The organism is Paenibacillus sp. J31R30, assembly GCF_059692115.1.
Map to the genome: position 1 here is coordinate 297,597 of NZ_JCAUAV010000005.1, position 24,604 is coordinate 322,200.

Annotated in this window: 23 protein-coding genes; 5 read left to right on the plus strand and 18 right to left on the minus strand. The window is 46.5% G+C overall.

Translation table 11 applies throughout. The features are described from left to right. Position 1: 1 nt before the first annotated feature. The 10 genes from AC58QO_RS20030 to AC58QO_RS20075 all read right to left on the minus strand — a co-directional run bounded on the left by AC58QO_RS20030 (position 2) and on the right by AC58QO_RS20075 (position 11,529). Positions 2–2,806: an EAL domain-containing protein gene (locus AC58QO_RS20030; protein WP_497268592.1), complete on the minus strand. Its 2,805-nt coding sequence runs from the start codon at positions 2,804–2,806 to the stop codon at positions 2–4. Positions 2,807–3,022: 216 nt separating this feature from the next. After that, entirely contained in the window at positions 3,023–3,967 is a 945-nt protein-coding gene (locus AC58QO_RS20035) for an ABC transporter permease (RefSeq protein WP_497268594.1), read from the minus strand. Next, positions 3,960–4,892 carry an ABC transporter ATP-binding protein gene (locus AC58QO_RS20040; protein WP_497268596.1) on the minus strand — a complete coding sequence of 311 codons (933 nt, stop codon included), beginning with the start codon at positions 4,890–4,892 and terminating at the stop codon, positions 3,960–3,962. The genes AC58QO_RS20035 and AC58QO_RS20040 overlap by 8 nt, the downstream gene beginning before the upstream one ends. Positions 4,893–4,934: 42 nt before the next feature. Beyond that, on the minus strand, positions 4,935–6,014 hold the full coding sequence (locus AC58QO_RS20045; protein ID WP_497268598.1) for a DUF4097 family beta strand repeat-containing protein: 1,080 nt from the start codon (positions 6,012–6,014) through the stop codon (positions 4,935–4,937). Positions 6,015–6,016: 2 nt separating this feature from the next. Continuing rightward, complete coding sequence (locus AC58QO_RS20050) at positions 6,017–6,760, minus strand: hypothetical protein (protein WP_497268599.1); 744 nt, start codon at positions 6,758–6,760, stop codon at positions 6,017–6,019. Further along, complete coding sequence (locus AC58QO_RS20055; RefSeq protein WP_497268601.1) at positions 6,761–7,474, minus strand: ABC transporter ATP-binding protein; 714 nt, start codon at positions 7,472–7,474, stop codon at positions 6,761–6,763. 3 nt (positions 7,475–7,477) lie between these two features. After that, complete coding sequence (locus tag AC58QO_RS20060) at positions 7,478–7,846, minus strand: GntR family transcriptional regulator (protein ID WP_497268603.1); 369 nt, start codon at positions 7,844–7,846, stop codon at positions 7,478–7,480. Between the two features lie 445 nt (positions 7,847–8,291). Next, positions 8,292–10,076, minus strand: coding sequence for a carbohydrate-binding domain-containing protein (locus tag AC58QO_RS20065; RefSeq protein ID WP_497268605.1), 1,785 nt, complete (start codon positions 10,074–10,076; stop codon positions 8,292–8,294). 29 nt (positions 10,077–10,105) lie between these two features. Next, positions 10,106–10,786 carry a DUF4956 domain-containing protein gene (locus AC58QO_RS20070; protein ID WP_497268607.1) on the minus strand — a complete coding sequence of 227 codons (681 nt, stop codon included), beginning with the start codon at positions 10,784–10,786 and terminating at the stop codon, positions 10,106–10,108. Continuing rightward, entirely contained in the window at positions 10,783–11,529 is a 747-nt protein-coding gene (locus AC58QO_RS20075; RefSeq protein WP_497268609.1) for a polyphosphate polymerase domain-containing protein, read from the minus strand. The genes AC58QO_RS20070 and AC58QO_RS20075 overlap by 4 nt, the downstream gene beginning before the upstream one ends. Before the next feature lie 217 nt (positions 11,530–11,746). On the opposite strand from AC58QO_RS20075, the gene AC58QO_RS20080 reads away from it, so the two are divergent. Both AC58QO_RS20080 and AC58QO_RS20085 read left to right on the plus strand, forming a co-directional pair. Continuing rightward, the gene (locus AC58QO_RS20080; protein WP_497268610.1) at positions 11,747–12,427 is read left to right on the plus strand and encodes a response regulator transcription factor; all 681 of its coding nucleotides are present in this window, start codon (positions 11,747–11,749) and stop codon (positions 12,425–12,427) included. Beyond that, complete coding sequence (locus AC58QO_RS20085; protein WP_497268612.1) at positions 12,427–13,695, plus strand: sensor histidine kinase; 1,269 nt, start codon at positions 12,427–12,429, stop codon at positions 13,693–13,695. Before AC58QO_RS20080 ends, AC58QO_RS20085 begins: the two co-directional genes overlap by 1 nt. Before the next feature lie 67 nt (positions 13,696–13,762). On the opposite strand, the gene AC58QO_RS20090 is transcribed toward AC58QO_RS20085, so the two are convergent. Beyond that, on the minus strand, positions 13,763–14,557 hold the full coding sequence (locus AC58QO_RS20090; protein WP_497268614.1) for a GNAT family N-acetyltransferase: 795 nt from the start codon (positions 14,555–14,557) through the stop codon (positions 13,763–13,765). 39 nt (positions 14,558–14,596) lie between these two features. Between AC58QO_RS20090 and AC58QO_RS20095 the strand changes: the two genes are divergently transcribed. Beyond that, positions 14,597–15,031, plus strand: a complete 435-nt coding sequence (locus tag AC58QO_RS20095; protein WP_497268615.1) for a VOC family protein — start codon at positions 14,597–14,599, stop codon at positions 15,029–15,031. A gap of 105 nt (positions 15,032–15,136) precedes the next feature. On the opposite strand, the gene AC58QO_RS20100 is transcribed toward AC58QO_RS20095, so the two are convergent. After that, entirely contained in the window at positions 15,137–15,541 is a 405-nt protein-coding gene (locus AC58QO_RS20100) for a MerR family transcriptional regulator (RefSeq protein ID WP_497268617.1), read from the minus strand. Positions 15,542–15,659: 118 nt separating this feature from the next. Between AC58QO_RS20100 and AC58QO_RS20105 the strand changes: the two genes are divergently transcribed. Further along, positions 15,660–16,424 carry an SDR family NAD(P)-dependent oxidoreductase gene (locus AC58QO_RS20105; RefSeq protein WP_497268619.1) on the plus strand — a complete coding sequence of 255 codons (765 nt, stop codon included), beginning with the start codon at positions 15,660–15,662 and terminating at the stop codon, positions 16,422–16,424. Between the two features lie 417 nt (positions 16,425–16,841). Here AC58QO_RS20105 and AC58QO_RS20110 read toward each other — a convergent pair whose 3' ends face one another. The 4 genes from AC58QO_RS20110 to AC58QO_RS20125 form a co-directional block, all read right to left on the minus strand. Continuing rightward, a complete protein-coding gene (locus AC58QO_RS20110; RefSeq protein ID WP_497268621.1) occupies positions 16,842–17,222 on the minus strand; it encodes a hypothetical protein in 381 nt (126 codons plus the stop codon). Positions 17,223–17,240: 18 nt separating this feature from the next. Next, positions 17,241–17,909 carry a YwrJ family protein gene (locus AC58QO_RS20115; protein ID WP_497268623.1) on the minus strand — a complete coding sequence of 223 codons (669 nt, stop codon included), beginning with the start codon at positions 17,907–17,909 and terminating at the stop codon, positions 17,241–17,243. 242 nt (positions 17,910–18,151) lie between these two features. After that, positions 18,152–18,655, minus strand: a complete 504-nt coding sequence (locus AC58QO_RS20120; RefSeq protein ID WP_497268625.1) for a hypothetical protein — start codon at positions 18,653–18,655, stop codon at positions 18,152–18,154. Between the two features lie 224 nt (positions 18,656–18,879). Further along, complete coding sequence (locus tag AC58QO_RS20125; RefSeq protein ID WP_497268626.1) at positions 18,880–19,338, minus strand: hypothetical protein; 459 nt, start codon at positions 19,336–19,338, stop codon at positions 18,880–18,882. A 25-nt stretch (positions 19,339–19,363) separates the two neighbouring features. Between AC58QO_RS20125 and AC58QO_RS20130 the strand changes: the two genes are divergently transcribed. After that, the gene (locus tag AC58QO_RS20130) at positions 19,364–19,801 is read left to right on the plus strand and encodes a hypothetical protein (RefSeq protein WP_497268628.1); all 438 of its coding nucleotides are present in this window, start codon (positions 19,364–19,366) and stop codon (positions 19,799–19,801) included. A 600-nt stretch (positions 19,802–20,401) separates the two neighbouring features. Here AC58QO_RS20130 and AC58QO_RS20135 read toward each other — a convergent pair. Both AC58QO_RS20135 and AC58QO_RS20140 read right to left on the minus strand, forming a co-directional pair. Next, positions 20,402–21,328 carry a type III secretion system chaperone family protein gene (locus AC58QO_RS20135; RefSeq protein ID WP_497268630.1) on the minus strand — a complete coding sequence of 309 codons (927 nt, stop codon included), beginning with the start codon at positions 21,326–21,328 and terminating at the stop codon, positions 20,402–20,404. Between the two features lie 31 nt (positions 21,329–21,359). After that, a complete protein-coding gene (locus tag AC58QO_RS20140; RefSeq protein ID WP_497268632.1) occupies positions 21,360–24,590 on the minus strand; it encodes a hypothetical protein in 3,231 nt (1,076 codons plus the stop codon). Between the last annotated feature and the right edge of the window lie 14 nt (positions 24,591–24,604).

The window sequence follows — 24,604 nt, forward strand, 5'->3', positions numbered from 1 at the left end:
ACTAAAGTTGAACGCAATTGACAAGGAATTTCTCTGCAATATCTGCTGCATTCATAGGTCGACTGAAATAATAGCCCTGCATCAAATAACAGTTTCGAGCGGATAGGAACTGCGCATGTTGATTGGTTTCAACACCTTCGGCAATCACGCTAAGATTAAGATTTTGTGCCAACGTAATAATTGTGTTGGTGATAGCTTCGTTTTTCTCATCCTTGGTAATATCCTGAAGGAAAGATTTGTCGATTTTCAATGTGTCGATCGGCAAGCTTTTCAAGTAACCCAAGGAAGAATAGCCCGTCCCGAAATCGTCGATGGCGATTTTGATACCCAAACCTTTTAAATCTATCATTGTTTGTAACGTCAGGTCTCTGTTCTTAATAATTAAATTCTCGGTAAGCTCCAACTGTAGATACTCAGGGGACATATCCACTTCCTGCAGGGCGCTTTTGACCATTTCAAATAAATTATTCTGCTCAAATTGACGCGCCGACAAATTAACCGACATATTGATCAAAGGATATCCTAAATCGTGCCATTCCTTTAATTGGCGGCAAGCCTCTCTTAATACCCACTCCCCAATAGGCACAATGAGAGCCGTTTCTTCCGCAATTGGAATGAACTGGTCGGGTGCGATCATACCCTTCTTCGGATGGTTCCATCTCAGCAGTGCCTCTACACCTACAATTTGATTCGTCGTATAGTTGATTTGCGGTTGATAATAAAGGATAAGCTCCTTCTGATCCAAAGCTCGGTATAACGCATTCTCAAGTTTAACGCTCTCAAATGTCCGTGTATCCATGCCTTCACTGAAGAAATGATAACTATTTCCCGATATTTCTTTCGATTTATACATCGCTGTATCGGCGTTTTTAATTAATGTTTCTGATGTATCGCCATTATCGGGATACAGACTGATACCAATACTAGCTTTCATATAAATTTCGTTGTCCATCAATTGGAATGGATCCATAAATGAATCGATAACCAGATGAATGACCTCTTTCACTTCATTTTCACCTGTTATATGAGGTAAAACGATCGTGAATTCATCGCCCCCTTGTCTGGATACAGTTGCACCCTTAGGCACACAAAGACTTAACCGTTTCGCAACATCACGTAATACATCATCGCCATAACTATGTCCTAACGAATCGTTGATAAATTTAAACCGATCTAAATCCAAGTAAAGAACGGCTAACTTTTCACCCTTTTTCTGCGCGTACGTGATGCCTTGATTCAGTCTATCCTTCAAGAGAACCCGATTAGGTAAATCGGTTACACTATCAAAATAAGCATGGTACTTTATTTCTTCCTCCATTTGCTTCCTTTGGGTAATGTCCTTGAACGTGACAACTTCGCCTACCATCTCATTGCCTTCTCGGATGGAGGAAATGACGAACTCTACGGGAAAACTAGAATTATCATTTCTATAAAATCGACTATCCTTATCGTAGTTGTTCCAATTACTATCACATGCAGGTGAGGTGCCCTCCTGATTCTCTTGGTTCTTCCCGTTGAAAATAAGGCTGGCTTTCTGCCCGACTAACTCACGCTTCGTGTCGTAGCCCAACATGGCAACACCAGCTGGATTACAAAACGTAATGTTTCGGTCAAGATCTAGACCAAATATCCCTTCACCCGCCGAGTTCAGAATCAATTCCTTTTCCCGACTAAGCTGCTTTAATTCCGTGACAACTCTCTCGAGTTCTTTATTTTTCACCGTGATTTCAGAAGTGCGCTCTTCAATAATGATCTCTTGCTTTTCCATATACAATAAGTTGGAAAGCGTCGAGGCTGTAGCATCCACAATCGATTGAGCAAGTTGCATCGTGGCCAACGAATATATAAGCTGCCCTTCGTCTAAATTAACAACTGATATAACACCCAAGACCTCGCCCATGGAAACTAGAGGAAGCATAAATAGGCCTTTTATACCAAAATTACGACAAAGCTCATAGTTAGGTCGTTCATCTGCAAAAACATCGGGAATGAGGATCGCTTTTTTCGTCCGAATAACCTCTTGGAAGACAAGGTCGTTGCTTTCGTCAATGCGCATTTTGCCATGTGTCTGCATCCAGTCTTCTTCGGTCCAGTCACTGTCCTTACTTAATCTCGCTGGCCTAATTTTTCTTTTCGTAATCGGGTCTAAGAGATGAACGCCAATGTTAGAGTTATTCAACACTTTTCCCATGTAGAAAAAACAGCTGTCTAGGCTTTCTTGCATAGTGGAGCACATCGCCAAATCGCTTGTTACATCAAGCAGCAACTGCTTTTCGGCAATGAGATTTTCTTTGAACGTTAGATTATTGGCGTTTTGGATAGCAACAGCCGCCATGTTCACATACGCCTCAACCGTTTGAATTTCTGACTCCGTCAAGTTCATTGGAATCCCATAATCAAATAGGAAAACAAGTCCAAACAAGTCTTGCTCGAAGGAAATCGGAAGAACGAGTAATGACTTTATTTGAAATCCTTCTACAGCCCTAGGATCAGGTCGATTGTCCTTGGATGTATCCGGGATGTACACGGTTTTTTTGGTTTCGACGACCTCTTTGGCAAGTAAGTCGACTTCCATGTCAATGACATGCATATCCAGTGTCCAACCGTTAATGACCTGCGGTTTGCCAACATATCCTCTGAATGTCCCGTCTTCCTGCGGCAAATAAATCCCGACAGAATTACATTGAACGATTTCTTCCGATATAGCCGTCGTCACGTGCTGCAGAACTTCACGTAATTCGAGCTTGGTATTGATCAATTTGGTGAGATGAGCAAGGCGAGAATATCTCATTTGTTCTTTAAACATGCATCAAACCTCGCTTCCGGAAAATGTGCGCTATTTTCAATAATGAATCATCGTTTCTGCGTTTACTTACCCTCAATTATTTCTTATTCTACAAAGTTCTACAATAAGTACTTGTTTCCTTTTATTAACCTAAATAATTCATGCCCTAATTATGGAAATAGGTCTAAAGAACGAGAGAGCACCCTCTCGGGTGCCCTCTTTTACGCTTATATCATGTTACGCAGCCACATCTCGCTTTGTAAACACGAGCCATGCAGTTAGATTGAACAGGATGAAATAGATACTCAGCATGAGAATCGAAAAGTCCATCGTCATCCCTTTTTGATACGGACGACCGCTAAGGTACTGCGACAGGTCAATATTGGCGAACAACAAGTATTTACTCCACGCGTACGGCTGCAGGAGCCCCATAAAGATCGTGCCTGCAAACAGAGCAAAGATGGAGAATCCGATTGCCATGATACTGCTGCGGAAGGCAGAGGAGATCATGAACGCCATCGTGACGAAAATAATGGTCGATACCCCGTTCAGCAAATACGACTTCCACAAGTGCCCAAACATATTACTCTCGACGATGCTGCCAGCGTCGTTCATGCTCACAAGCGGCAAGTTCCACAGCTCAAACTTATACAGCAGTCCGTTCAATAGAACAGAAACGATAAACAGGATGACGAGCAGAAGCAAACCAAATATAATCATTGATACATATTTCGACACTAAAATTTTGGTGCGGTTCGCAGGCCGAATCAGCAGCAGCTTAATCGTCCCCGTTGTGAATTCCCCAGCCAAGCTATCCCCCGCTACGATGACGGTGAACAACGTGATTAACATAATCAGTTGTGCAGAACCGTTAATTCCGCTCCACATCGTCCCCCCTTCCGGGTGAACATTATGTTCTAGGTGGTAATCGTACACGGCGATTCGCTCTTGAAAGGACTTCCTGCTCTGCTCATTCAATTTCGCTTCCTTCAGCACTTCTGTGAGTTCCTGCTTTTGCTCAATCACATGATCCCGCCAAGCATCTGTCTCTCCCGATTTGTCATCATAATACCAATCCATAAAACTGCCTAGGAATACGACAGCAATCATAATGGCGACCATGAGCCATGTACGTGCACGCCGATAGAGCTTCATATTCTCGTTAAGAATTAAATTAACCAACTTGTTCGCCTCCTGTCATTTCCAAGAACCGATCTTCCAGTGATTGCCGCACTACTTGTACACCATAGATGCGAACATCCTGACGCATGAGATGGGCTAGGATATCAGGTATGCAATCCCGCTCCGTAACGACTTCCACACCCTCAGGAACAACCTTCAACTCTTTCACGCCAGTCATGCCAATAAGTGCCGCATGAACCTGTTCAGGCGGCGACGCTTCGATCAGATAGGTTTGTGTCCCATCCTTCGATTCTTGCATGAAATCTTGTATCGTCTTCACATCGACAAGCTTTCCTTGCTGAAGAATCGCAACCCGATCACACATCAGCTCCATTTCGGTTAACAAATGGCTGGACACGATGACGGTGATTCCCTCGGTTCGCGTCAAATAACGCAAGTAATCTCGCAGCTCACGGATGCCCGCAGGGTCAAGACCGTTCGTCGGTTCGTCCAAGATGAGCAGCGACGGTCTGTGGAGCAGTGCTTGCGCAACACCCAGCCGCTGACGCATGCCTAGCGAGTACTTCTTCACTTTGTCATGAATCCGAGTTTCCAACCTTACTAGCTTGACCACTTCGTCGATCCGTTCCTTCGTAACCCCAGGCACCATGCGTGCGTAATGAACCAAGTTGTGATAGCCGCTCAAGTACTTGTACATTTCGGGGTTCTCAACAATAGCGCCAACATGGCGGATGGCCTGCTCAAATTCATGCTGAATGTTCTTCCCTTTAATCACAATTTCTCCCTGCGTGATGGACATTAAGCCAACCATCATGCGGATGGTTGTCGTCTTTCCTGCCCCATTGGGCCCTAGGAATCCAAATATCTCACCTTTCGGCACATCAAAGGTCAGATTATCAATAACCGTGGTGCGGCCGATTCGCTTAGTAACGCCCCGCAGACTTACGATAGGCTCACTACTCATGAGGAGACCTCCTTCTCAATTCGATTGGTTTTGCAGCAATCATTAGTTAACTTGAAAGGTCATATCGCCCGACTTCAACTTGGCGTCTACTTTCCTTGTTCCTTTTCCCACAACGCCGCTCATGCGGGTTTCATATTCGCTGTCTTTCACCTTTTGGATCGGTATTGGCAGCAGGGTCCGAATGCTTCCCTCACTCACCGCGGCATCCAACGTATAGCCCTCTTCTTTCGACAAAATGAATGTCATATTGCCTCCTGCGTTCGAGACCACTCGGGTATCACCCTGGATATGGTCGAATTGCATATCGGAGCCGCGTCCTATTACGTCTACAGAACCCTTTATTCCTCGATAATAAACAGAGCCATATTGCGCATCCCCGGTAACCTTACCCGTTATGTCAGTTATGTTGGTATTACCGGATTGGCTGTTGAGATCAAGATTACCCTGTGAATTGTCAATATTCACTTTACTAGAGCGGCTTACCAGTGCCATATTCCCCGTAATATTGGCCATATATAGACTTCCATACGAGGATTTTACCGAAAGATCACCCTTTACATCGACGATTTCCATAAGGCCACTAGTCGAAGTAGCTGAAACATTCCCGTTAACTCCGCTGATTCGTACGGCTCCCTCTTCATTCTGGACCGTCACCTTCATGGCATCGGGAATAGAGAGCACATAATCAATCGCGATGAAGTCTTGATCAATGGGCTTGTCATTGGCCTTCGTCACGAGGGTTAGCTGTCCACTCTGGATTTCCTCTTCTACCTTGACGGCATCTCGTCTGCGATTGGCTGACTCTGTATCCGCGGCCGTTGCTGTAACGGTATATTGCAACCGAATGTTGGGAGACTCCGAGCGTATGACAGATATTTTGCCGCTGCGACTAGAGAGCAGCACTTCTTTGATGTCTTGCTTCGTGATATCCGATTGAAGCTGAGCTGTTGCCGTTGCGGCTCGATTCGCCCCCCAATAGTCATCCATCTTCTCTTCATTCACAAATTGCTCACCAAAAGTTTGAAAAACATCTTCCTTACGGAAGGACACATCCAGAATCGCGAGTACGAACAGAATGACAACCGAGGCTAGAAGAACACTCCTTTTTTTGTGAAAAGACATCTTCACACCTCCACTTCTTTCTCAAAAATAAAACCATTCAGGGCAGTTAACCCGATACTAAGCAAGGCAAGTCCAATAAAAGGACCCGAATGTAAAAAGGCCATATCTGAACCTTCATGTCCAATAACGATCTCTGGCGTCCAAGTCAGCAGGTTAGCTAGCAACGGGCTGAATCGGAGAACCAACCAGCTGATGCCAAAAAATGCGCTGAGCATCACAAGCCATTTGAACTTTGCAACGAGCTGCCCACATAGAAACGTGAACTGCACGACAATTAAAAAGAACAAAATAACAAAAATGCCGATCCAAAACATATGAACCGCTAGACTAAGAAGACTCGGACCTAAATCGGTCCAATCCTCGCTTGCGCCTACTTCATCCCACATGACACGCAGTAGCACGATCGCAAAGCTTGCGCTAATCCATAGGGACGTTGCAATGAGCCAAGTTAGCACTGCCGCCAGCTTGGCCGTCAACACCTTCCACCCGCGAATAGGCAAGGACAAAAGGAGATAAATCGAGTTCGTTCTCCACTCCACATGTAGCTGATAATAACCTGTCCCTATCGCTATGACGGCTAGGAATAAGTACGGACCAAATAGGGATAGCGCGACAGCCGAATCGATATCCAAGGCGGCATTTTTGAATAATAGAAACAAATGCAGGGCAACAACCGCCACCGCGAAAAAACCGTATAAGGGAAAAATACTCTTTACTTCTTTCTTGAATAGGTTCCAGAATGCCATCTACCCGTACACCTTCTCCCAAATGTTCTCTAACGAACAACCGTACGCCTCACGCAAATTTTCGGTTGAGTCGAATATCGTAATCTGGCCATTCTGTAGAAAAATAACATCGTCGAACATGGGCTCGGATTCATTCACGGAATGCGTAGAAAGCACAATCGTCTGCTCATCAGATTGAAACTCGCTTATAATCGAGCGGATAATTTTGGCCCGAGATGAAGGATCAATGCCCGAGAATGGCTCGTCCAGCAGAACTAACGGAACCTTGCGCGACAACGCTGCGATCAGCTTCAACCTAGCCCGCATTCCCTTCGAGAGGTTCCGAACCTTCTGATTCTCATCCAGCTCCATCTTGACCAGCATGGCTGCTGCTTTATCTTCCTGCCAATCTTTATAAAATCCAGCTATAAACCGCAGTGTTTCCTTCACCGTCATCCACCCATAGAGATGATCAATCTCAGGCAAGTAGGCCACCTGTTGCTTATTGTGTACATCAGGCTTTCTGCCGCCTACGAGGATGCTGCCTGAAGTGGGATAAATCAGACCGGCCAGCATCTTGAGCAAAGTTGATTTGCCGCTGCCATTAGGCCCCAGCAATCCAACAATCGTGCCCTTCTTGATCTGAAGATCAATCCCTCTTACGGCTTGCTTCAATAAATATTTCTTATGTATATCCTTCAATTCGATCATGTAAGGATTCTCTGCATTGGACACGGTCTACCCCTCCTTGTTTAACGTATCACGGAGCATATGCGCCATTTCTTCCGGCTCAATGCCCAAACCGCGCATTTCTTCAATGAATTGCTGCACCGCGGCTTGCGCCATCTCAGAGCGAATCGATCGCAGAATGGCAGGATCATTCTTGATAAAAGTTCCCTGTCCTCGTAGCGTCTCCGTCAACCCCTCACGTTCCATCTCTTGGTAAGCCCGCATGACTGTATTGGGATTCACTTGTAAGAGTTGTGCCTGTTCCTTGTGGGACGGGATTTTGTCCCCTGGCGAGAGTTCACCTCTGGCTAGCGCCTTCTTGACCTCATCGACCATTTGCAAATAAATCGGTTTCGGGCTGTTAAAATTAAGTTGCACTGTCCTACCCTCCTCTGCACCGTGAACCAGTACACTATTAAACTAGTGCACTATAAGAATATTTCCATTTGTTCGTATTGTCAATGTCTATTTATGGACATGACCAGTTGGCGAGGCTTTCTCAACACCCAACTCGTTTAGTCCGAATATATCGAACAACTTGCGCTGTTCGCGCCAGCTTTCCTTGATTAGTCCGAGTTTGCCCAATTAAAACGCTCCAAACCGTCATTAATTAAGAAAAACGGCTATTTAATTCGGCAGAATCGAACTATTCGGCCTCTTTCGACAGGAACCCCCGATTTAATTCAAAGAAATCGGACTAAACGCAGATTCCGGTCTGAGAGAAGCACAACAGCTACTTGTGGCGGTAGCATTCCGCAACCCCAAACCCACACGGAACAGTAAAAAAGCTGCCCCACACTGGTTCATGTGGGACAGCTCTATATTATCTTTGTGGGCGTTGTCCGCCTCCACCGCCACCCTGTCCGCTAGGGCCGCCGCCTCCGGGGCCACCCATCATCCCGCTTCGAGCCGTGGTTACGCCTGTTTCATTCAACCACGTGATGAGTGTCGACGTTTTGAAGTCGACGACCTTCGTCCCGCCTTGATACGTGCCGCCGTCATAGAGACCTTTCGTTGCAGTGCCACTCGACGAGCCTCCCGAACTCAGCGTGTACGAAGTGTCTTGCTTCAGATTCGGTGAGCTGACGAACACCGATTGGTAGTTCTTCGCTGGCGCAAAGGTGATGATCGCGTTGCCTGCGCTATCAGCGAGATGAACCAGCGCACCCGCCTGCTGGGTCTTCGTGAACGTCATCAGGACGCCGGCTTGCGTCGACTTATCAGATGTGGCTTGCACCATGCCGGAGCTGCCCGCGGCAACAAGGAAGCCGCCTGTCATCACGAAGTTGCCGTCGTAGTCGAGGGAACCGTTGTTGTTCTCCGTCGGTCCATTGACGATGACCGTACCGCCGCTCATCGTAATGGAGCCGTTCGAATCCAAGCCGTCGCCTTTGGAATTGACGGTTAAGCTGCCGCCGGTAATCGTCAGCATATTGCTCGAATTCGCGCCGGACTCCCCTGGCGCGCCGCCCGGGGCGCGTCCTTCAGGTGCTGCGCCGCCATTCGCCGCTCCAGGAACAGCAGCCCCGCCTCCCGCAGCTTCGGCGGCTCCGCTAGAGATATTCACCCCGTCGTCACTGGAGACTACGCTGGTTTTACCACCTGAGATCACTACGGCAGGCGCCTCGATCCCTTCATTGCTTTGCGCAATATCGATGGTGCCCCCTGCGATCGCAATCGATAGCTCGGCGTTAATGCCATCATCGCCAGCGTTAATGTGAAGTTCCCCGCCGCTTACGTCTAGGCCGCCGCTGCTATGCAAAGCGTCCTCGCCGGACTTGATGTTGAATGTTCCCCCTGCAAGGCTGATGTAGCCTTCGGAGCCCTCTTTATCGTTCGATGTTTTGATCCCATGGCCACCCGCATCAATGGTCAAGGTGCCCGCCTGGACAGCAACCAGATCACGGCCCATCACCCCATCGTCAACCGCATGAATATCCAGTGTGCCTCCGGTGATTCTCAGCTTATCCTTGCTTGTAATCCCATTGTTGAAGTTGCCTTTCACAACAAGCTTTCCAGTTCCGTTGATCGTCAGATTGTCTTTGCTGAAAATCGCAGAATTGGGCTCGTCTGTCGTAGCATCCGGATAGACGTACTTTGTTCCATCAGAGACTACGTTCTCGGTCCCTTCTTGTAAGCTGATGATTGTCTTACCCGCCTCTGCAACATAGATCGCCGAAGTCGTGCTGTTCGAGATCTCAGCTCCGTTTAAGACTAAGCGAACGACGCCTTTATCCTTCACCTCGACCGATAATTGACCATCGTTCAATTTACCGCTAACGACATACGTTCCAGCCTTCGTGATCGTAATCTTTCCGTCCTTCGCGGCTGCGCCCTCCCCCTCAATCGTCGCGCTAGTACCGGTTAGCGCAATCTTCGTCGGGTTCGCAGAAGCCCAATCCGTGTAGGCATCCTCAGCCGCATACTCGACCTTTTGGATGACCTCCGTTGTCGTTATTTTTCCACCAGAAGCCGTCGCTGACGTATTTGTTGCAGTAGGTGCACTCCCAGTATTGGTGGCTACTTCTGCCGGTTCATTGCATGCGGCTAACACAACAGCACATAATAACAGGACATTTGCGCCCTTCATATTTAAAGGTTTCTTCATAGGGATCCTTCCTCTCATTTACATATTTATTAGAATTCAGATGCTGTAGGACTCATCGTTAATGTGATATCTAAATTCCCGTTTCGGCATCTAATGGCGTCTAGGAATTCTTTCTGACTCGTCAAATGGTCAATCGTCACGATGTAGACCAGCTCATAAAGGCTGCCTAGCTCGGTTGTTCTTACCTTTTTCAATTCATAAGCAATGTCGAACATCATGAAAACCTCGTCAAACGCTTCCTCGTACCCCAGGGTCTCTGGGATCGTCACTTTCAATAGCTTCTGAGCGGCTTTCTTGGCCCCAAAGTTGGTCACCTTCAGAACGAACATCAATACACAAAGTATAAGCGTGAAGAGCACCGCATAACCAAACGATCCAACCCCGCAGGCCAAACCTGCCGCCATTGTGAACAAGACGAATGCGATATCCTTCGGATCCCCGGGAGCGCTTCGGAATCGAATGATGGAGAAAGCCCCCGCAAGGCTGAAGGCTCTAGCGATATTACTGCCGATTAGAAGGATAATGATGGCTACAATGACCGGCAGGACGATCATCGTCAATGTGAAGCTTTGGGTGTAGTTGATTTGTGTTTTCATATAGGTGAAGCTGATCATAGCGCCTAGCGCAATCGCAATAATAAGCGTTAATAAGGCATTCATTAGCGTTAATTCTGTGCCAGCTGTGACCTGTGCAAAAATAGAATCGATCATATTTGTTTCCTCTCCCCCGCTATTTGTTCGTGTTCATTCATTCGCATTTTCTTATACTCATTGCCGTACTTCGAGAAGCTCGTTCGAAACATCTGAAGCTCCGACAGCATATGGGACAGCCAGAGCGGGATCGTCTTCTCCGCCTTAACTTCCATGAGCCATTGCCCGCGGGCCATTAGCTGTTCTCCATGATCCCCGCTCTCCAGTTTGAGATCATATCGTCTTGAACGGATATTCGTGTCGAAGGTGATCCGCAAATCTCGGTTATTTTTGCAAAACATCGCAATCCGGTCATACGCGAGATACACCTTCGGCTCCAGTTCATAACGCTGTAGGAAATACTTTATTTCCTGAATGACTTGCTTGTTCATATAGGACTGAAGCTCAGGCTCTATTCCTGATTGTACGAACGCGTACGATTCGTTCAACTTCAGCGCTGTTCTTCTTTTATTCACCAGTCCGAACACCTTTTTCTTCAGCTCTAGATACACTTTAGCATCCTCTTTAGGAACTCCATAAGCTCGAATCCGCAGCTTTTCTCGGTATTTCGGCTTGGCCAAACTAGTTCGAATTAACGAATTATGCTCTGTATCGAAGTAAATGTTGCTGATGGAATAGAATTGATCGTTCTTGTTATAGGCGTCCATCTCCATGTAGGCAAGCAGACGATTGTAAATGGTGTAAAAAGCTTTGGTATCCATCAGATACTTATTTTCGTATCGATTAAATACTTCAATGGCCATTGGGTGTGCCTCCTTCTACTTGATTTGCTTGATGTTGCTTGTTGTTCGCCGTTCCATGACTGTATCTTAGCCCCCAAACCTTTAGTGAAACTTAAATATATGTAGTTTTCGTAAATCCGCATGAAGGTGCTACTATTAAGGTTGATTAAAGGTTCACTGCCTATAATGAAGCCATGCCATTCAGAAGCATTTTGACGGCACTAAGGGGGAAACGAACATGAGAATACTAATCGTAGAAGATGAGGTTCATCTTGCCGAGGCTTTAACCCAAATTTTAAAAAAACACCATTACTCCGTCGACGCCGTTCATGATGGCCAATCTGGTCTGGACAATGCGTTAAGCGGTATATATGACCTTCTATTGCTCGATATCATGCTGCCTGAGATGGACGGCATTACGATACTGAAGACGCTGCGCGCCAACGGGATCTCTACACCTGTGATTCTGCTTACAGCGAAGGGTGAAATTTCGGATAAAATTACAGGACTGGATTACGGCGCCGACGACTATGTGGCCAAACCGTTCTCAACCGAGGAGCTGTTAGCCCGCATACGCGCGGCGTTACGACGCAAAGGCGTGGTGATACCGGAGGATGCGCTAAGGTTCGGGGACATCGAATTGCATACGGGTAATCTCAAGCTGACGTGCGGGGGGAAGGAGCTTAAGCTGATTCTAAAAGAAAGTGAGCTCCTGGAGCTGTTAATGACGAGAAAGCATGCCGTAACATCGAAGGAACAGATCATCGAGAAGCTATGGGGCTTCGATTCCGAGGTGGAGCATAACAACGTGGAGGTTTATATCTCTTTTTTGCGCAAAAAACTGACCTTCCTACAAGCGGCGGTCCGAATCTCGACCCTTAGAGGCGTCGGATATGTGCTGGAGGAGGTGACTTCCTAATGTTCAACAAGCTCCGCAACCGGTTTCTGATTGTGAATCTCGTTATCATTTCTTGTATCATGCTTCTATCCTTCGCTACGATTTACTTCATCACCTATCAGAACGTGCGGACCGACATTGATATGGAGCTGCACCGTGTCTCTGATTTCTATTTGAAGCCTGATGGAAAAAAGGGTAACCCGAAGCTCGGACCTGACGGAGGTCCTCATCAGCAAGAGACTAAGGGAGCTAGTAACCCGCCGCCAGAGCGGTCGGTCTCTTTCCAGCTCCAGACGGACGCTCAGTGGAACATAACGGCGACGGACTCCCGTTACGACATGGACACCGCGTTCTACGAGCTTGCCATTCAGAAAGCCGCTGCCAGCACGTCGGATATCGGCCAGTTCACGCTTGACGGCAACCGCTGGGCTTATATGGTTCAAAAGAATGACACCGGCTATTGCGTCGTCTATCTCGACGTCACCGCTCAGCAGAACATCCTGACGAATCTCGTGTATACGTTCTCGCTCGTCGGATTGGTGATGCTGATTGTCATCTTTTTTACAAGCCGATTTTTCGCCAACCGTTCCATCGCTCCGGTCCGAGAAGCGTTCCACAAGCAGAAACAATTTATCGCTGATGCATCTCACGAGTTGAAAACGCCGCTAGCCGTCATTAACACCAATGCAGACGTGCTCTTGGCTAACAGCGATGATACGATTGAGAATCAATCCAAGTGGCTGCACCGTATCAAATCCGAAACGGAACGCATGAAGACGCTCACCAATGATCTCCTATATCTCACAGAGATGGACGATTCTAGGGAGCGTATGCTTTACAACAGTTTCAATGTGAGTGAATCTGTGGAAAGCGTCCTTCTCACGATGGAAGCCGTCGTGTTCGAGAAGGATATTTCGCTGGACTATGCCATTGAGCCTGCGTTGACCCTGTATGGCAACAGCGAGCAAATCAAGCAGGTGGTCATGATTCTCCTGGATAATGCGATCAAATACACGCCACCGAAGGGCGCTATAACGCTCACCTTCAAGAAACATCATAACGATACGCTTCTGACGGTCACGAATTCAGGCGAAGGCATCTCACCTGAGCATGTGGAACGGATCTTCGATCGCTTCTACCGCGCGGATCCCTCGCGTTCCCGCAAGCACGGCGGTTACGGGCTTGGATTAGCGATAGCCAAATCGATCGTAGAGCAGCATAAGGGGAAAATTTATGCGAAAAGCGTGCAGCACGAGACGACGTCGTTTTATGTGCAGCTTCCTTCATGAGAAAAAGTAAAGAGTAAAGGCAGCCTCCGTAGATACATCTACAGGGGCTGCCTTCTTTTTGAGTCTGTTACTTTTTGATCCACAACGTATTGAGAAATACGCTCTTAAAGCCTAGCCTCTCCATATTCGCGTGACTCGTTGAGCCGAACTCCACGTCCGTGAACACGGTTGTGATGCCCAATCGGGCTGCATCCGATAATCTTTGTTTCAGTAGCTCTGCCTGGCAGCCTCTGCCGCGGAACGACGGAAAGGTAAAATCATTCGCTATGTACCCCGCTTCACCACTTCGGAAGAGTGACGCCATCGCCGCAGGCTCCCCCTCAATGGTCAGCATATAATTAATGAAATTGGGACTGTAGAAATAAGGCTTCGCACGCGCGATCATGTCCTCATTGATAGCCATCTGCCCATGTGACTTCTGGATCCACTGGATCAATGTCTCCGCACTCGCCTCCGTTACTCGCTCAATGGGATAAGCTGATATGTTCTCCAGCGCGTCGGCGGGATGTATCACCATGAAAACCAGTTGTTCCACGGGGACCAAACCTCGCGCGATCAACGCACTAGTCACCTCTTCTGTCATGTGATTCGGTGTCAAATCGAATGAAGGCAGTGCAGCCGGCTCATATTCGCTGAACAATACATCAAGATTGTGCAGGTCCTCCGGGCCGAAGCCCTTGATCCGATTATAGTAAGCTGAGGGTTGCCCTGTTGTGTCCCTTAGCAGTGTACATTTGCCCACTTGTTTAACTTCAAGCTTCCTTGCCACAGCGGTCAGTGACCTGCTTGCATTCAGCTGTGTGAGCTCCGTTTCCATTTTTTCGATTTGTTCCATATAATCAAAAGGTTTTAGGCTAGCCATGGTTGAATTCTCCTTTATTGTTGTTTATCTGATCAGCCGATGTCCGGCATAGATGGGAGTTTTGGATGTATGAACCATATCACGCAAGCTTCATCCCTATCACCTGCGGCTTCAATTGCGCCGTGGCTTTCTGTGAACAACGTCGCTGCTGCCGCTGAGTTCTACAAGTCCGCGTTCGGAGCGTGCGAGTTGTACCGCCTTGAAGAGGATACCGGCCAGATCGCCATCATCAACCTGTCCATCCAAGGAGCCGATTTGTGGCTGCAAGAGGATCCTGACTTCGACGCTGCGTACGTAAAGCAAGGTTCATTTCGCATGATCGTGACCGTCCACGATCCGGATTCTTTATTCAAGCAAGCGCTGGCCGCTGGAGCAACGCAGATTGCACCCATGAATGAAGGCCATGGCTGGCGTATTGGGCGTGTTGTCGATCCTTTTGGCTACCACTGGGAAATTGGCATTCGGCTTGGATAGTTTTTTCTTGTCACTAGAGTGAGACTACGAAAAAGCGCAACCTACTTAGGTGAGCGCTTCTTTGCATTGACCTCGTTGTTGCCCTGCATAAGGATCGCCCCTTCTTCAACTTTCGACGGGGAATTTCCCTAGATGCTCATCCAGCATCTCTCCGACTCCGGGTGTTTCATAGAAGGCAATTTTCGCATCAATGAGTTCCAAATTATGCTTCATATCCTCGATTTGCTTCAGCACCATCTGACGATGCTGTGCGATCATCTCTTTGCGAATGCCGATCGTTTCGCTGCCTCTCATGCATAGCGAGACGTAATCCTTGATCTCTTTGATCGGCATGCCTGTATTTTTCAAACAGCAAATGAGTGCTACCCAATCTAAGTCCTTACTGGTAAACACGCGATTCCCCGAACTGCTCCTTGTAATAAAGGGCAGCAGACCTTCTTTATCGTAATATCTTAACGTATGTGCGGACAGTCCAAATTGATGGGCAACCTCATTGATTGTGTAATTCATAATATTGGCTCCTTCCAACCCTTGACTTAGAGTTAACTCGAAGTGATACCCTCATCATAGCCCATCCGATAGCGAGCAACAAGTGATGGACAATAACGGATTACAAGGAGTGTATACAATGGACAATCGCAAACAAATCGCTTTAGTGACGGGCGGAAGCCGAGGACTTGGTAAAAACACAGCTATGGCATTAGCAGCAAAAGGTATTGACGTAATCCTTACGTATCACAAAGAAAAAGATCAAGCGGAGCTCGTTGTACAAGATATCGAAGCACTCGGTGGTAAAGCTGCCGCCTTACAGTTAGACGCTAGTCATATCGCTTCATTCGATGGATTTGTTGCACAATTGACTGGCGTGTTGATGGAGCACTGGCAGCAAGATCAGTTTGATTTTCTGATCAACAACGCTGGATTTGGCTTGCGTACGCCTCTTGGTGCCACGACTGAAGAGCAATTCGACAGCCTATTGAACATTCATTTCAAAGGTGTATACTTTCTAACGCAGCAGTTAGCGCCTCTTATTGCAGATCATGGTGGCATCGTGAATCTTTCGACTGGCTTGACCCGGTTTGCTATGGAAGGCAGCAGTGTCTATGCAGCTATGAAGGGCGCAGTCGAAGTGCTAACGAGATACTGGGCCAAAGAATTGGGCCGTAGAGGCATTCGCGTCAATACCGTTGCACCAGGTGCGATTGCCACAGATTTTGGCGGCGGGGTGCTGAAGTCTAATCCAGATATGCAGAATTACATTGGTTCCATCACGGCCCTTGGGCGAGCTGGGCGGCCCGATGATATCGGCGGCTTAATTGCTTCTATGTGCACGAAAGAGATGAGTTGGGTGAATGCACAACGGATCGAAGCTTCAGGCGGCATGTTCCTGTAAAAGCTATTAAAAAGTCCATGCCTCTGAGTAGAGGCATGGACTTTTCTTTTTTATGCGTGAGGAAGCATTCTCAGCGTTATTTTCCACCCTTATTGCTGCTCTGATCCTGTGTTCGCGTAGTTGTATTTTTTCTGGATTGCCCTTGCTGCTTGTGACCTGACATGTTGTTCACACTCCTTGAAATGTAGGTTTTAGTTAGTGCGAGTTTATTATAAGCAGTTGACCGAATTTGATACGATAAAAATAAAAGCTTTACTTTCATTATTGGAAATACCCAACAATTAGTAAACGACCAAATAACCACCTCTTATGAGAGTGGCTTAAACGTTATCATATATTGTAACTTTTCCTTCTTTAGGACCCTTTCAAGCCCGCTTTCAAACGGGCTTGGAGACAAGCATATTAGATCTTCAAAACCTACTTTTTACCTTTACCTTCTTTGCCCTTTTCCTCTTTACCTTTGCCTTCTTTGCCTTCTTTACCTTCTTTACCTTTTTCTTTTTCCTCTTTGCCCTTTTCTTCTTTACCTTTGCCTTTGCCTTCCTTGCCCTCTTTGCCTTTGCCTTTTTCTTCTTTATGCTCTGATCCTTTTGCCGCTTCCTTACCTTCCTTACCGCCCTTTTCCTCTTTTTGTTCTTTTCCCTTTGTTCCCTTTGTTTCTTTTGTTTCTTTTGTCTCTTTCGTTTCTTTGGTTTCTTTCGTTTCTTTTACTTCTTGTTCCTTACTGCCATTCTCATTCTTGTGTTCACCATGCTCATGGCCGTGTTTACCAGGACCCTTTCCTCCAGGCATATGCATTACCTCCAAATTTTATAGTTACATGGTCGGCGAATGGACGCTTTTAATATGCTGAATGTTTGTATAAAAGGTCCTGCCTTCCGCTGTAATCATGTGGACAGTATTGTTATCTATTTCTTTTAGCAATCCTATCTTACTAGGGGTTCTCCCTAAATCAAAAACAACTATTTTGCCTTCCAGCTTTTTCAGCTGCTCCTCGAAAGATCGAGATAGAGGCAAATCAGAAGGATTTACAGGAAAAAATTTTTTATCAAGAAGGTAGGGTGTTTGGTAGTCATTGTATGGAGTAAGCCACTTCAGATGGCTTAACGGTATGAACATCGTTTTGTAAACAGGGGAATAAAATTCGAAATAATTTGTCATGACATGGGTAATATAACCATGCACGGGCTGATTCCCTGAAACAAAAATTTCTGTAAATACCCCTTTAGAATTCATTAGTATTTTCCTATACGAAATTTTATCACTATGAATTGGCTTTTCAGTAAGAGCAGAGAAGTCCGTTGAACTTTTTTGAGTATTCATACAGAGGTTGAGAATATGAAAAGAAGGAATATAGATATAACGATCCCCGTTATATATAACTAGAATATCTTGCCCTGCATCTACCAGAATGCCTGTATGCCATTTATCACCAAGCAATTCAACATCAATAACCGCTCCTAGCATCTTCTGAAAGTGGTCCATCAATGTCACCCCCTCTCACTTCTATAGACAGCCCGTCCATACAGCAAACCTAGTATTAAGGTTAAGTATTCTCTCTACAACGCTAGGCACTACAATAGTTGATATTTATGATTAGGCTGGTTCTACCAACAACGGAGACAATAAGAGGGAGGTGAAGGTTTTTTTGAATGCTGCTCCTGCAGAACTAAAATGTTAGGCATATTTCCCCCTCCTCCCACCTACGATTCAAATTCAGAGACGTGTTATTTTTTTTCGCTATTATCTTGTTTTTTCTCGCTACTATCTTGTTTTTGTTCCTTTTTCTCTTCTTGATTTTCCTTTTTGATACCGTAAGACATACTCTTAATATGAAAGTTAAAAATAGTCACCAATTCATGGTTTACAACCATGGTAATATAATCATCATTCGCTTCAGCTAAAACGCCTTGAACACTTTCATGACCACCACGGTTCACTTGGCACCAAAGATTCTTCATTCCTTTCAACAAAGCAACAAAGTTGTCAGCTTCCATAACTTTTAATGTTTCAGGATGCGTCGGTGCAGTCGTTAAATACTCCACAGAGTCCTTGGTATTTACTGTAAGACTCTTCAGATGACTCGTGTTGTAGTAGATGAGTCCATCCTTCTCATTATAAATACCAACATAATCGAAACCTACTGCAACAATCTCACCTTGTCTAGACTCAGGACCTCCACGATCAAGTCTAACTTGTTTACCCATCAGCACAGAATATTCAAATGCCATGATAATCATTTCCCCCTTCAGGTAGTGGTTGGTTGTTCTTGCATGATGTATATATACGCACCCGGCAACGGTTTGTACTAAACGAATGACCCGTCTCTTAAAAACTCCACGCTTATCACTAGAGGGTATTTGTACGTGGATATAAACACAGACCCCCTCCGATCATTAGAGAACAAGTTATCTATTTAAGAAACACTTCTCACGATTGACAGGAGGGGCATAAATTATATGCTTTTTACATTTGAAATATCGGAAATACTGCTTAAGGTAACAGCATAGACCGTATCTCGCGTGGACAATACGACGATACCCTCGTTAAGTCCGATCACTGCCGCATTGGATACATCGTTTAACTGTTCGGCTAATGTGTTGAAATCGACCTTCGACTTACCGACTAATGACTTAAATAAACTTATCATAGCTGAGCTATCGCTGTTATCGGTTTCGTTTTTATCTGAGTTTTCTGCAGCATCCAGCATCTTACTATCAAAATCTCCCGCCCATATCTCCAAACCTGCAATGAGATGAATAGGTACGAATCGCTCGACTCCATTGCTAGCAAAATTTAATATACGGTTTTCGGCGGAAATGATTTTCACATTCGAATATTTCCCATTGGAGTAGTCTAGTGTGTGCAGCTCTTTCAATTTAATGTTCTTGAGTTGATTTAGAAGATTTTGCATAGCATCATTCGCATTGTGGCAACATTTGCAGCCCTCATTGCTAGATCTATCTTCCTGTTTATGTGGTCCCGGTGGCTTAGGTGGTCCTGGTGGTTTTGGTGGACCTGGTGGCTTAGGTGATGGACCTGGCGGACCTTCGTGCCCTCTCGGTCCTTCTTGCCCTTCTGGTCCTTCGTGTCCTTTCGGTCCTTCTGGTCCTTTCGGTCCTTCTGGTCCTCTCGGTCCTTTTGGTCCTTCTGGTCCTTTAGGTCCCTTTGGTCCTTCTGGTCCTTCTGGTCCTTTTGGACCTTCTGGCCCTTGTGGTCCTTTTGGTCCCGCTGGCCCTTGTGGCCCCGCTGGACCTGCTGGACCTGCTGGACCTGCTGGACCCGCTGGACCTGCTGGTCCCGGTGGACCTGGCGGCCCTGCTGGACCTGCTGGACCTGCCGGTCCCCTTTCTCCCCTAGGGCATCGCTTACAGTGATGTTTTTTGCATTGAGGCCTTCTTTTTACCTTGTGGCATGCTCTTTTCTTCTTTTTCTTATGCTTCGCACATTTGCATGGCTCTTTATGTTTGCATATTATGCAAATCTCCTCTAAGCCACTTTCTTGAGATTGGGAGATGTCAGCCTTTTCCCTTACCTTGTACGGACTAAGTTTGGCAACAAGTTTTTCAATACGAAATGTTTTCGTACCAAAAGCTCTAGGATTAAAAAAGACTTGCGATCGATTCATAATGATGAACCCCTCCTTTCAGAAATGGATGTATTGGCTACTAGGGAACATTTATCTAAATGGGTGTTTGCAATATCAGTGTATGAACCTATAAAATGGCCTGTTCTAGTGAAATAGCACATTAATTGCTATTTAGAAGAAATACGGGCTATACACTAGACCGTTTACATTGACGAGACATATACATGCAGTATAAATATCAATCCAGGTGATCTGTCAGGTGAAATACAACTACTAGAGAATAATAGAGATTTACAATTCCGGTTTATTATTGAGAATTATTCCAAATAAAAAAAGCTACCCTCGTTAGGGTAGCAATACTCAAAGCTTATTACTGAACAAGAACTAACTATTGCTCCATACGGTCACTGAGGGCGTGGAAGTAATAATCCATGATCTCTACGTTCGTGGCGAGCATGCGGGCGAACAGCTCCATGGTAAACTGGGCATTCTCTGCATCTATGCTTGTCCGATAACGCAGCTCTCCATCTTCTGTATCCAACTCAAAGTTGCCGACAACCAGATCATAGTTTTCCTCGGTTAGGAACACAGCCATATCCGCTCGATGCTCTTCAGAGACGACCTCAGGATAGATAGAATATACGATGCAGACCTGCTTTTCTTCGTCTGTGCGAACTAAAACAATCCATGCGCCTTGCTCGCCCGTGTAATCGAATCGAAGAATCGATTCTCCTACCCATTCATAGGGCATAGCTATGCGATTCAAATAGCCTTCCACCACTTCGTTCAAAATAGGCTTGGTTTCTTTATAAACGTGCAGCCCCTTGAACTCCGCCCAAAGTGTCTTGTAGCCTCTCTTCAACACGCCAGCCTCAAACTCGTCAGGCAGTTCCATTTGCTGTTTCACTTCAGTCACCAGCCAACTTTCGCTCAGTCTGAGCTTATGCGCTTCTTCCGTGTCCTGCAGCAAAGTTTGCAGCACATGCTCAACTTCTGCTCCCTGATGGAAGGCTGCTTTCAAAAGGCTTTGCCTTAACCTAACTCGAAGCTCGATCAAGCGATCTTCCTCGAAATCAATCTCCGACGCTCTTGCAGTTGCGAGCAGACCCATCCATTCTCCTGTGATCATCTCTTGATACACCCGCCACTCCACTTCAAGCGAGAGCGAACATAGCGTTGTCTCTTCTGTTACGGTTAGGGTGATGCGTTTCACTGAAGCCTTAAGGCTGTCTCCAGTTAGCGTGATGAACGAGATCGGATGGTCCAAATCAATCCGTGACTTCCCAGCGTTGTCACCGGTTCCTATATTAACCATCTACTAGCCTCCCTTCCTATATGTGCATTATTTATGGCGTTGGCACAATGACTTGGCCTCCCGTAGCTGTGGCCGTTGTTGCTGGCGCTGGTGTGGGTTGACTTCCCGCGCTTCCCGTACTTGGCGGGGCTTGAGTCGGCGCTGATTGACCGCCCGTTGCTGTACTAGCTGGTACTGGCGCTACCGTTGGCGCCACTGTACTAGCTGGTGCTGGGCGATCTTGACCGCCCCCGCTAAACCCTAGGAACTCACCTTTTACCTTTTTACCTTTGGCGAATTCGATTTTGCCCAATCGTTTCGCTTTCTCAACAGCGACCTTCACAATCTCGGCATCAACTTCGAGCGATTTGACTTGGCTAGCTTCAATCGATATTTCCCAATTCCCTGGGTTGCCCCAGCCATCGTACTCTTTCTTGAATCCGACAGAAAGCTGCAGGGCATTGGACAAGCCGATTTTATTAACTTGCTCAATATCAGATGCACTGTCGTCTTGCCCAGGAAGCCAGGAGCGCATCGTGTCGTTCACGGTTTCGTCGCCCTTTATCTTCTCTGCAAAGCTAGCTCCAATGTCATCGAAGTAATTGCCAGTGAAGAGCGCATCGCTTCCCGCATCAAGTGCAGTCCCCGCTGATCTTTTTTTACTATCTGCCTCATTCCTCTTTTCCTTACTAAAAATTTTGTGGAGTAAGGCAGACACATTTTTACCACCGCCGATGGCTGCTGTCACGATTTTGGACACATATTTAGTGAAATCGTCGCCTTCTTCACCGAATTGCGACGGAATGCTTGCGGAGAGCTGCAGACTCAATTCTTTGAGCAACCATTCATTTTGAGCTTCATCTTTCGCTTTTGTCATAGAGCCTTCAAGTCCAAATGCTACTTTGTCTTTCCCAAAGCCAACTTCAATTTCTGTCCCCGCTTCAACAGTCGTGTTAACTTCGCCTTTGCCAATCGCGTTTTTATTACCAGCTAACCGCTCGCTTGCTGACATCGCCGCTCCGGAAGTAGGATCCTTCCCTTTCTTCTCAATAATCTCCTTGTTGTACTTACTAAGACGTTTGATCGCAAGCTCTGCGGAGAACTCGGCAACGCCTACATTCGCCTCCATCGCCAGCTTCACTAGTCCGCCTACATTGACCTCGGCATTACTGTCCATATGCTGCTCTTCGATCATCATGGCCCATTTCTCGGCTTCGACCAGCTTGGAATCTCCGGATCTTCCGCCCATGCCCCAGAAGTGCGCAGCAGCAGCAGGCTTAATGCTATTCATTTCCCTGTATAAGCCGTAGGAGAGTAAATTCATGACACTGTCTGTATTTTTCCCTTTTCCTTCTAGGAACAGACCGAACCGGGCATTCGCGTCAAAACCAAAGGTTGTGAACCCGGCACCGAACGTCAGTTGGGTGTTTACGGTCAAGTCCTCCGCTTCTCGCTCAGCCTCACCCCCGAAGCCGAACAGGAAGTACGCATTCCCTCCGCCCGCGGCCGATGCAATCGGGATCTTCAGCTCAAAATCCAATGAACTGGAATCGCCTGCATTCGGTGTAGATAGATCGATCAATTTACCCATTTTGTTAAAGCCCGTGTTTAAATCAGGTGCTTCAACTGTCTTTTTGATGACAGCTTTCGCAAGTTTCTCGGTCTTATCGTTATCCTGAATAGCTGCTTTCACTTGTCCAGCCTTAACTGCATCTGGGGTAGTTGCCGCCGTAGTCGCGGTTTTCTTCGTGCCCTTGCTCAGCTTTCTCGCTTCAAGTACAGCCTTATCCTTATTATCTTTCAATAATTTCTCTGCCAGGGCATTAGCCCCTACAATACTCGCAGTTTGAATTTTAGCCCTCTCTGCGGGACTTTTTCTAGCTATTTCATAGGCTGAGCTCTTTCCAGCAATCATCAGCTTTTCAATCGTTGCGGCCCTCGGAAGAAGGAGCTCAATAATCTTGATAGCTTCCTCTCCCATGACATCATCTACAAGTTGTTTAGAATCCTTATAAGCAGCTGCTTTCGTAGCCATTTTCATATACTCAGCTTTATTCATGCCACTTGAAGCAATGACACTAGCAGGCGCTTGGCTAGTAGGCGTAGCCGTTGTTGGTGCACTTGTTGATGGGACACTCGTTGGCGCAGTCCCAGTTGGAGCTGCACCCGCTGTACTTGCAGCACCCGTACCGGCAGCCTGCCCTGCACGTGTGATTTCGGCATCTATTTGCGCATTAACCTTCTCCCGAGCCGCTTGCTTAAGTCCATTGCGATACTCGTTCAGCTCTTTGGATCTTCTAAATTCACGTCGACCTACACCTAATTTCAATAAAACAGCCTTTTTCAACGGTTCAAAAAGCTTGCTTAAATAAATATGCTCCATGTCCCTAATTTCTTTCGTACTACCGCCAGCGCCAGTTTCCGTTCTGAGCACCGTTTGATCAACCAATTTGTCATCTAGACCAATTCGCTTTGTTAATTCTTTCGTCCCAACATCTCCTACGTCAATACGATCAAAACCAGCTACGCCTCCCGGTGTAGTCGGGGTTGCAAATTTGGCTTCGATCACTGTTTTGGAACTTGCTACTGCATTCGTAAGCAACGTTTTAGCCAGTGTATTCAACTTCTTCTGTGCGTCAGCGGCAGCTTTCGTCTTTTGCTTCGCAAACGTGGCCTCGTTGAGACTAGGTGTAACATTGTAAGCACTATTTGCCTCTGCCTTTAAAACGTTCTCTTTATCAGCAAACTTAAACTCACCATCCGTTACGTCTTCCGAATACTTTTTTAGCTTTGCTATCATAATGCCTTCTGCGCTCTCTTGCGCATATTTCAAGGCGTCATCTTTCTGTTCTTGCGTACCCGTCGTCATACTGCTCTTTATTTCGGAGATGGCTTTGTCTTTTACATTTTTACGTATCGCACTCGCACCCGAATCTGTCGTCAAATACGTCTCGAGATTTGTAATCACTTTTTTTCTAATCTCATTAAAGGACGCTATTGCAAGATCCGCAACCTTCGTGTCACGTTCTGTGTCCAATTTCGCTTTCTGCTGCTGTGCTGGGGTTAATGTTCGTTGGACGATCGATTGGCCGCTGCCCATCCTTTGAATCATGCCCTGCACAGCCCGATTACCCATGGTTCTCTGCATTTGCATAATTCTTGCTGATGTCATTTGACGTGCATCCATCGTACCTTGAGCTACCGTCTCGGCTGAAGAACTCGTTGGAGATTGGACCGATGTCTGGTTATTTGTTGTCCGCTGTGCAGATGCGTGTTCACTCACGACGAAGCCCCCCA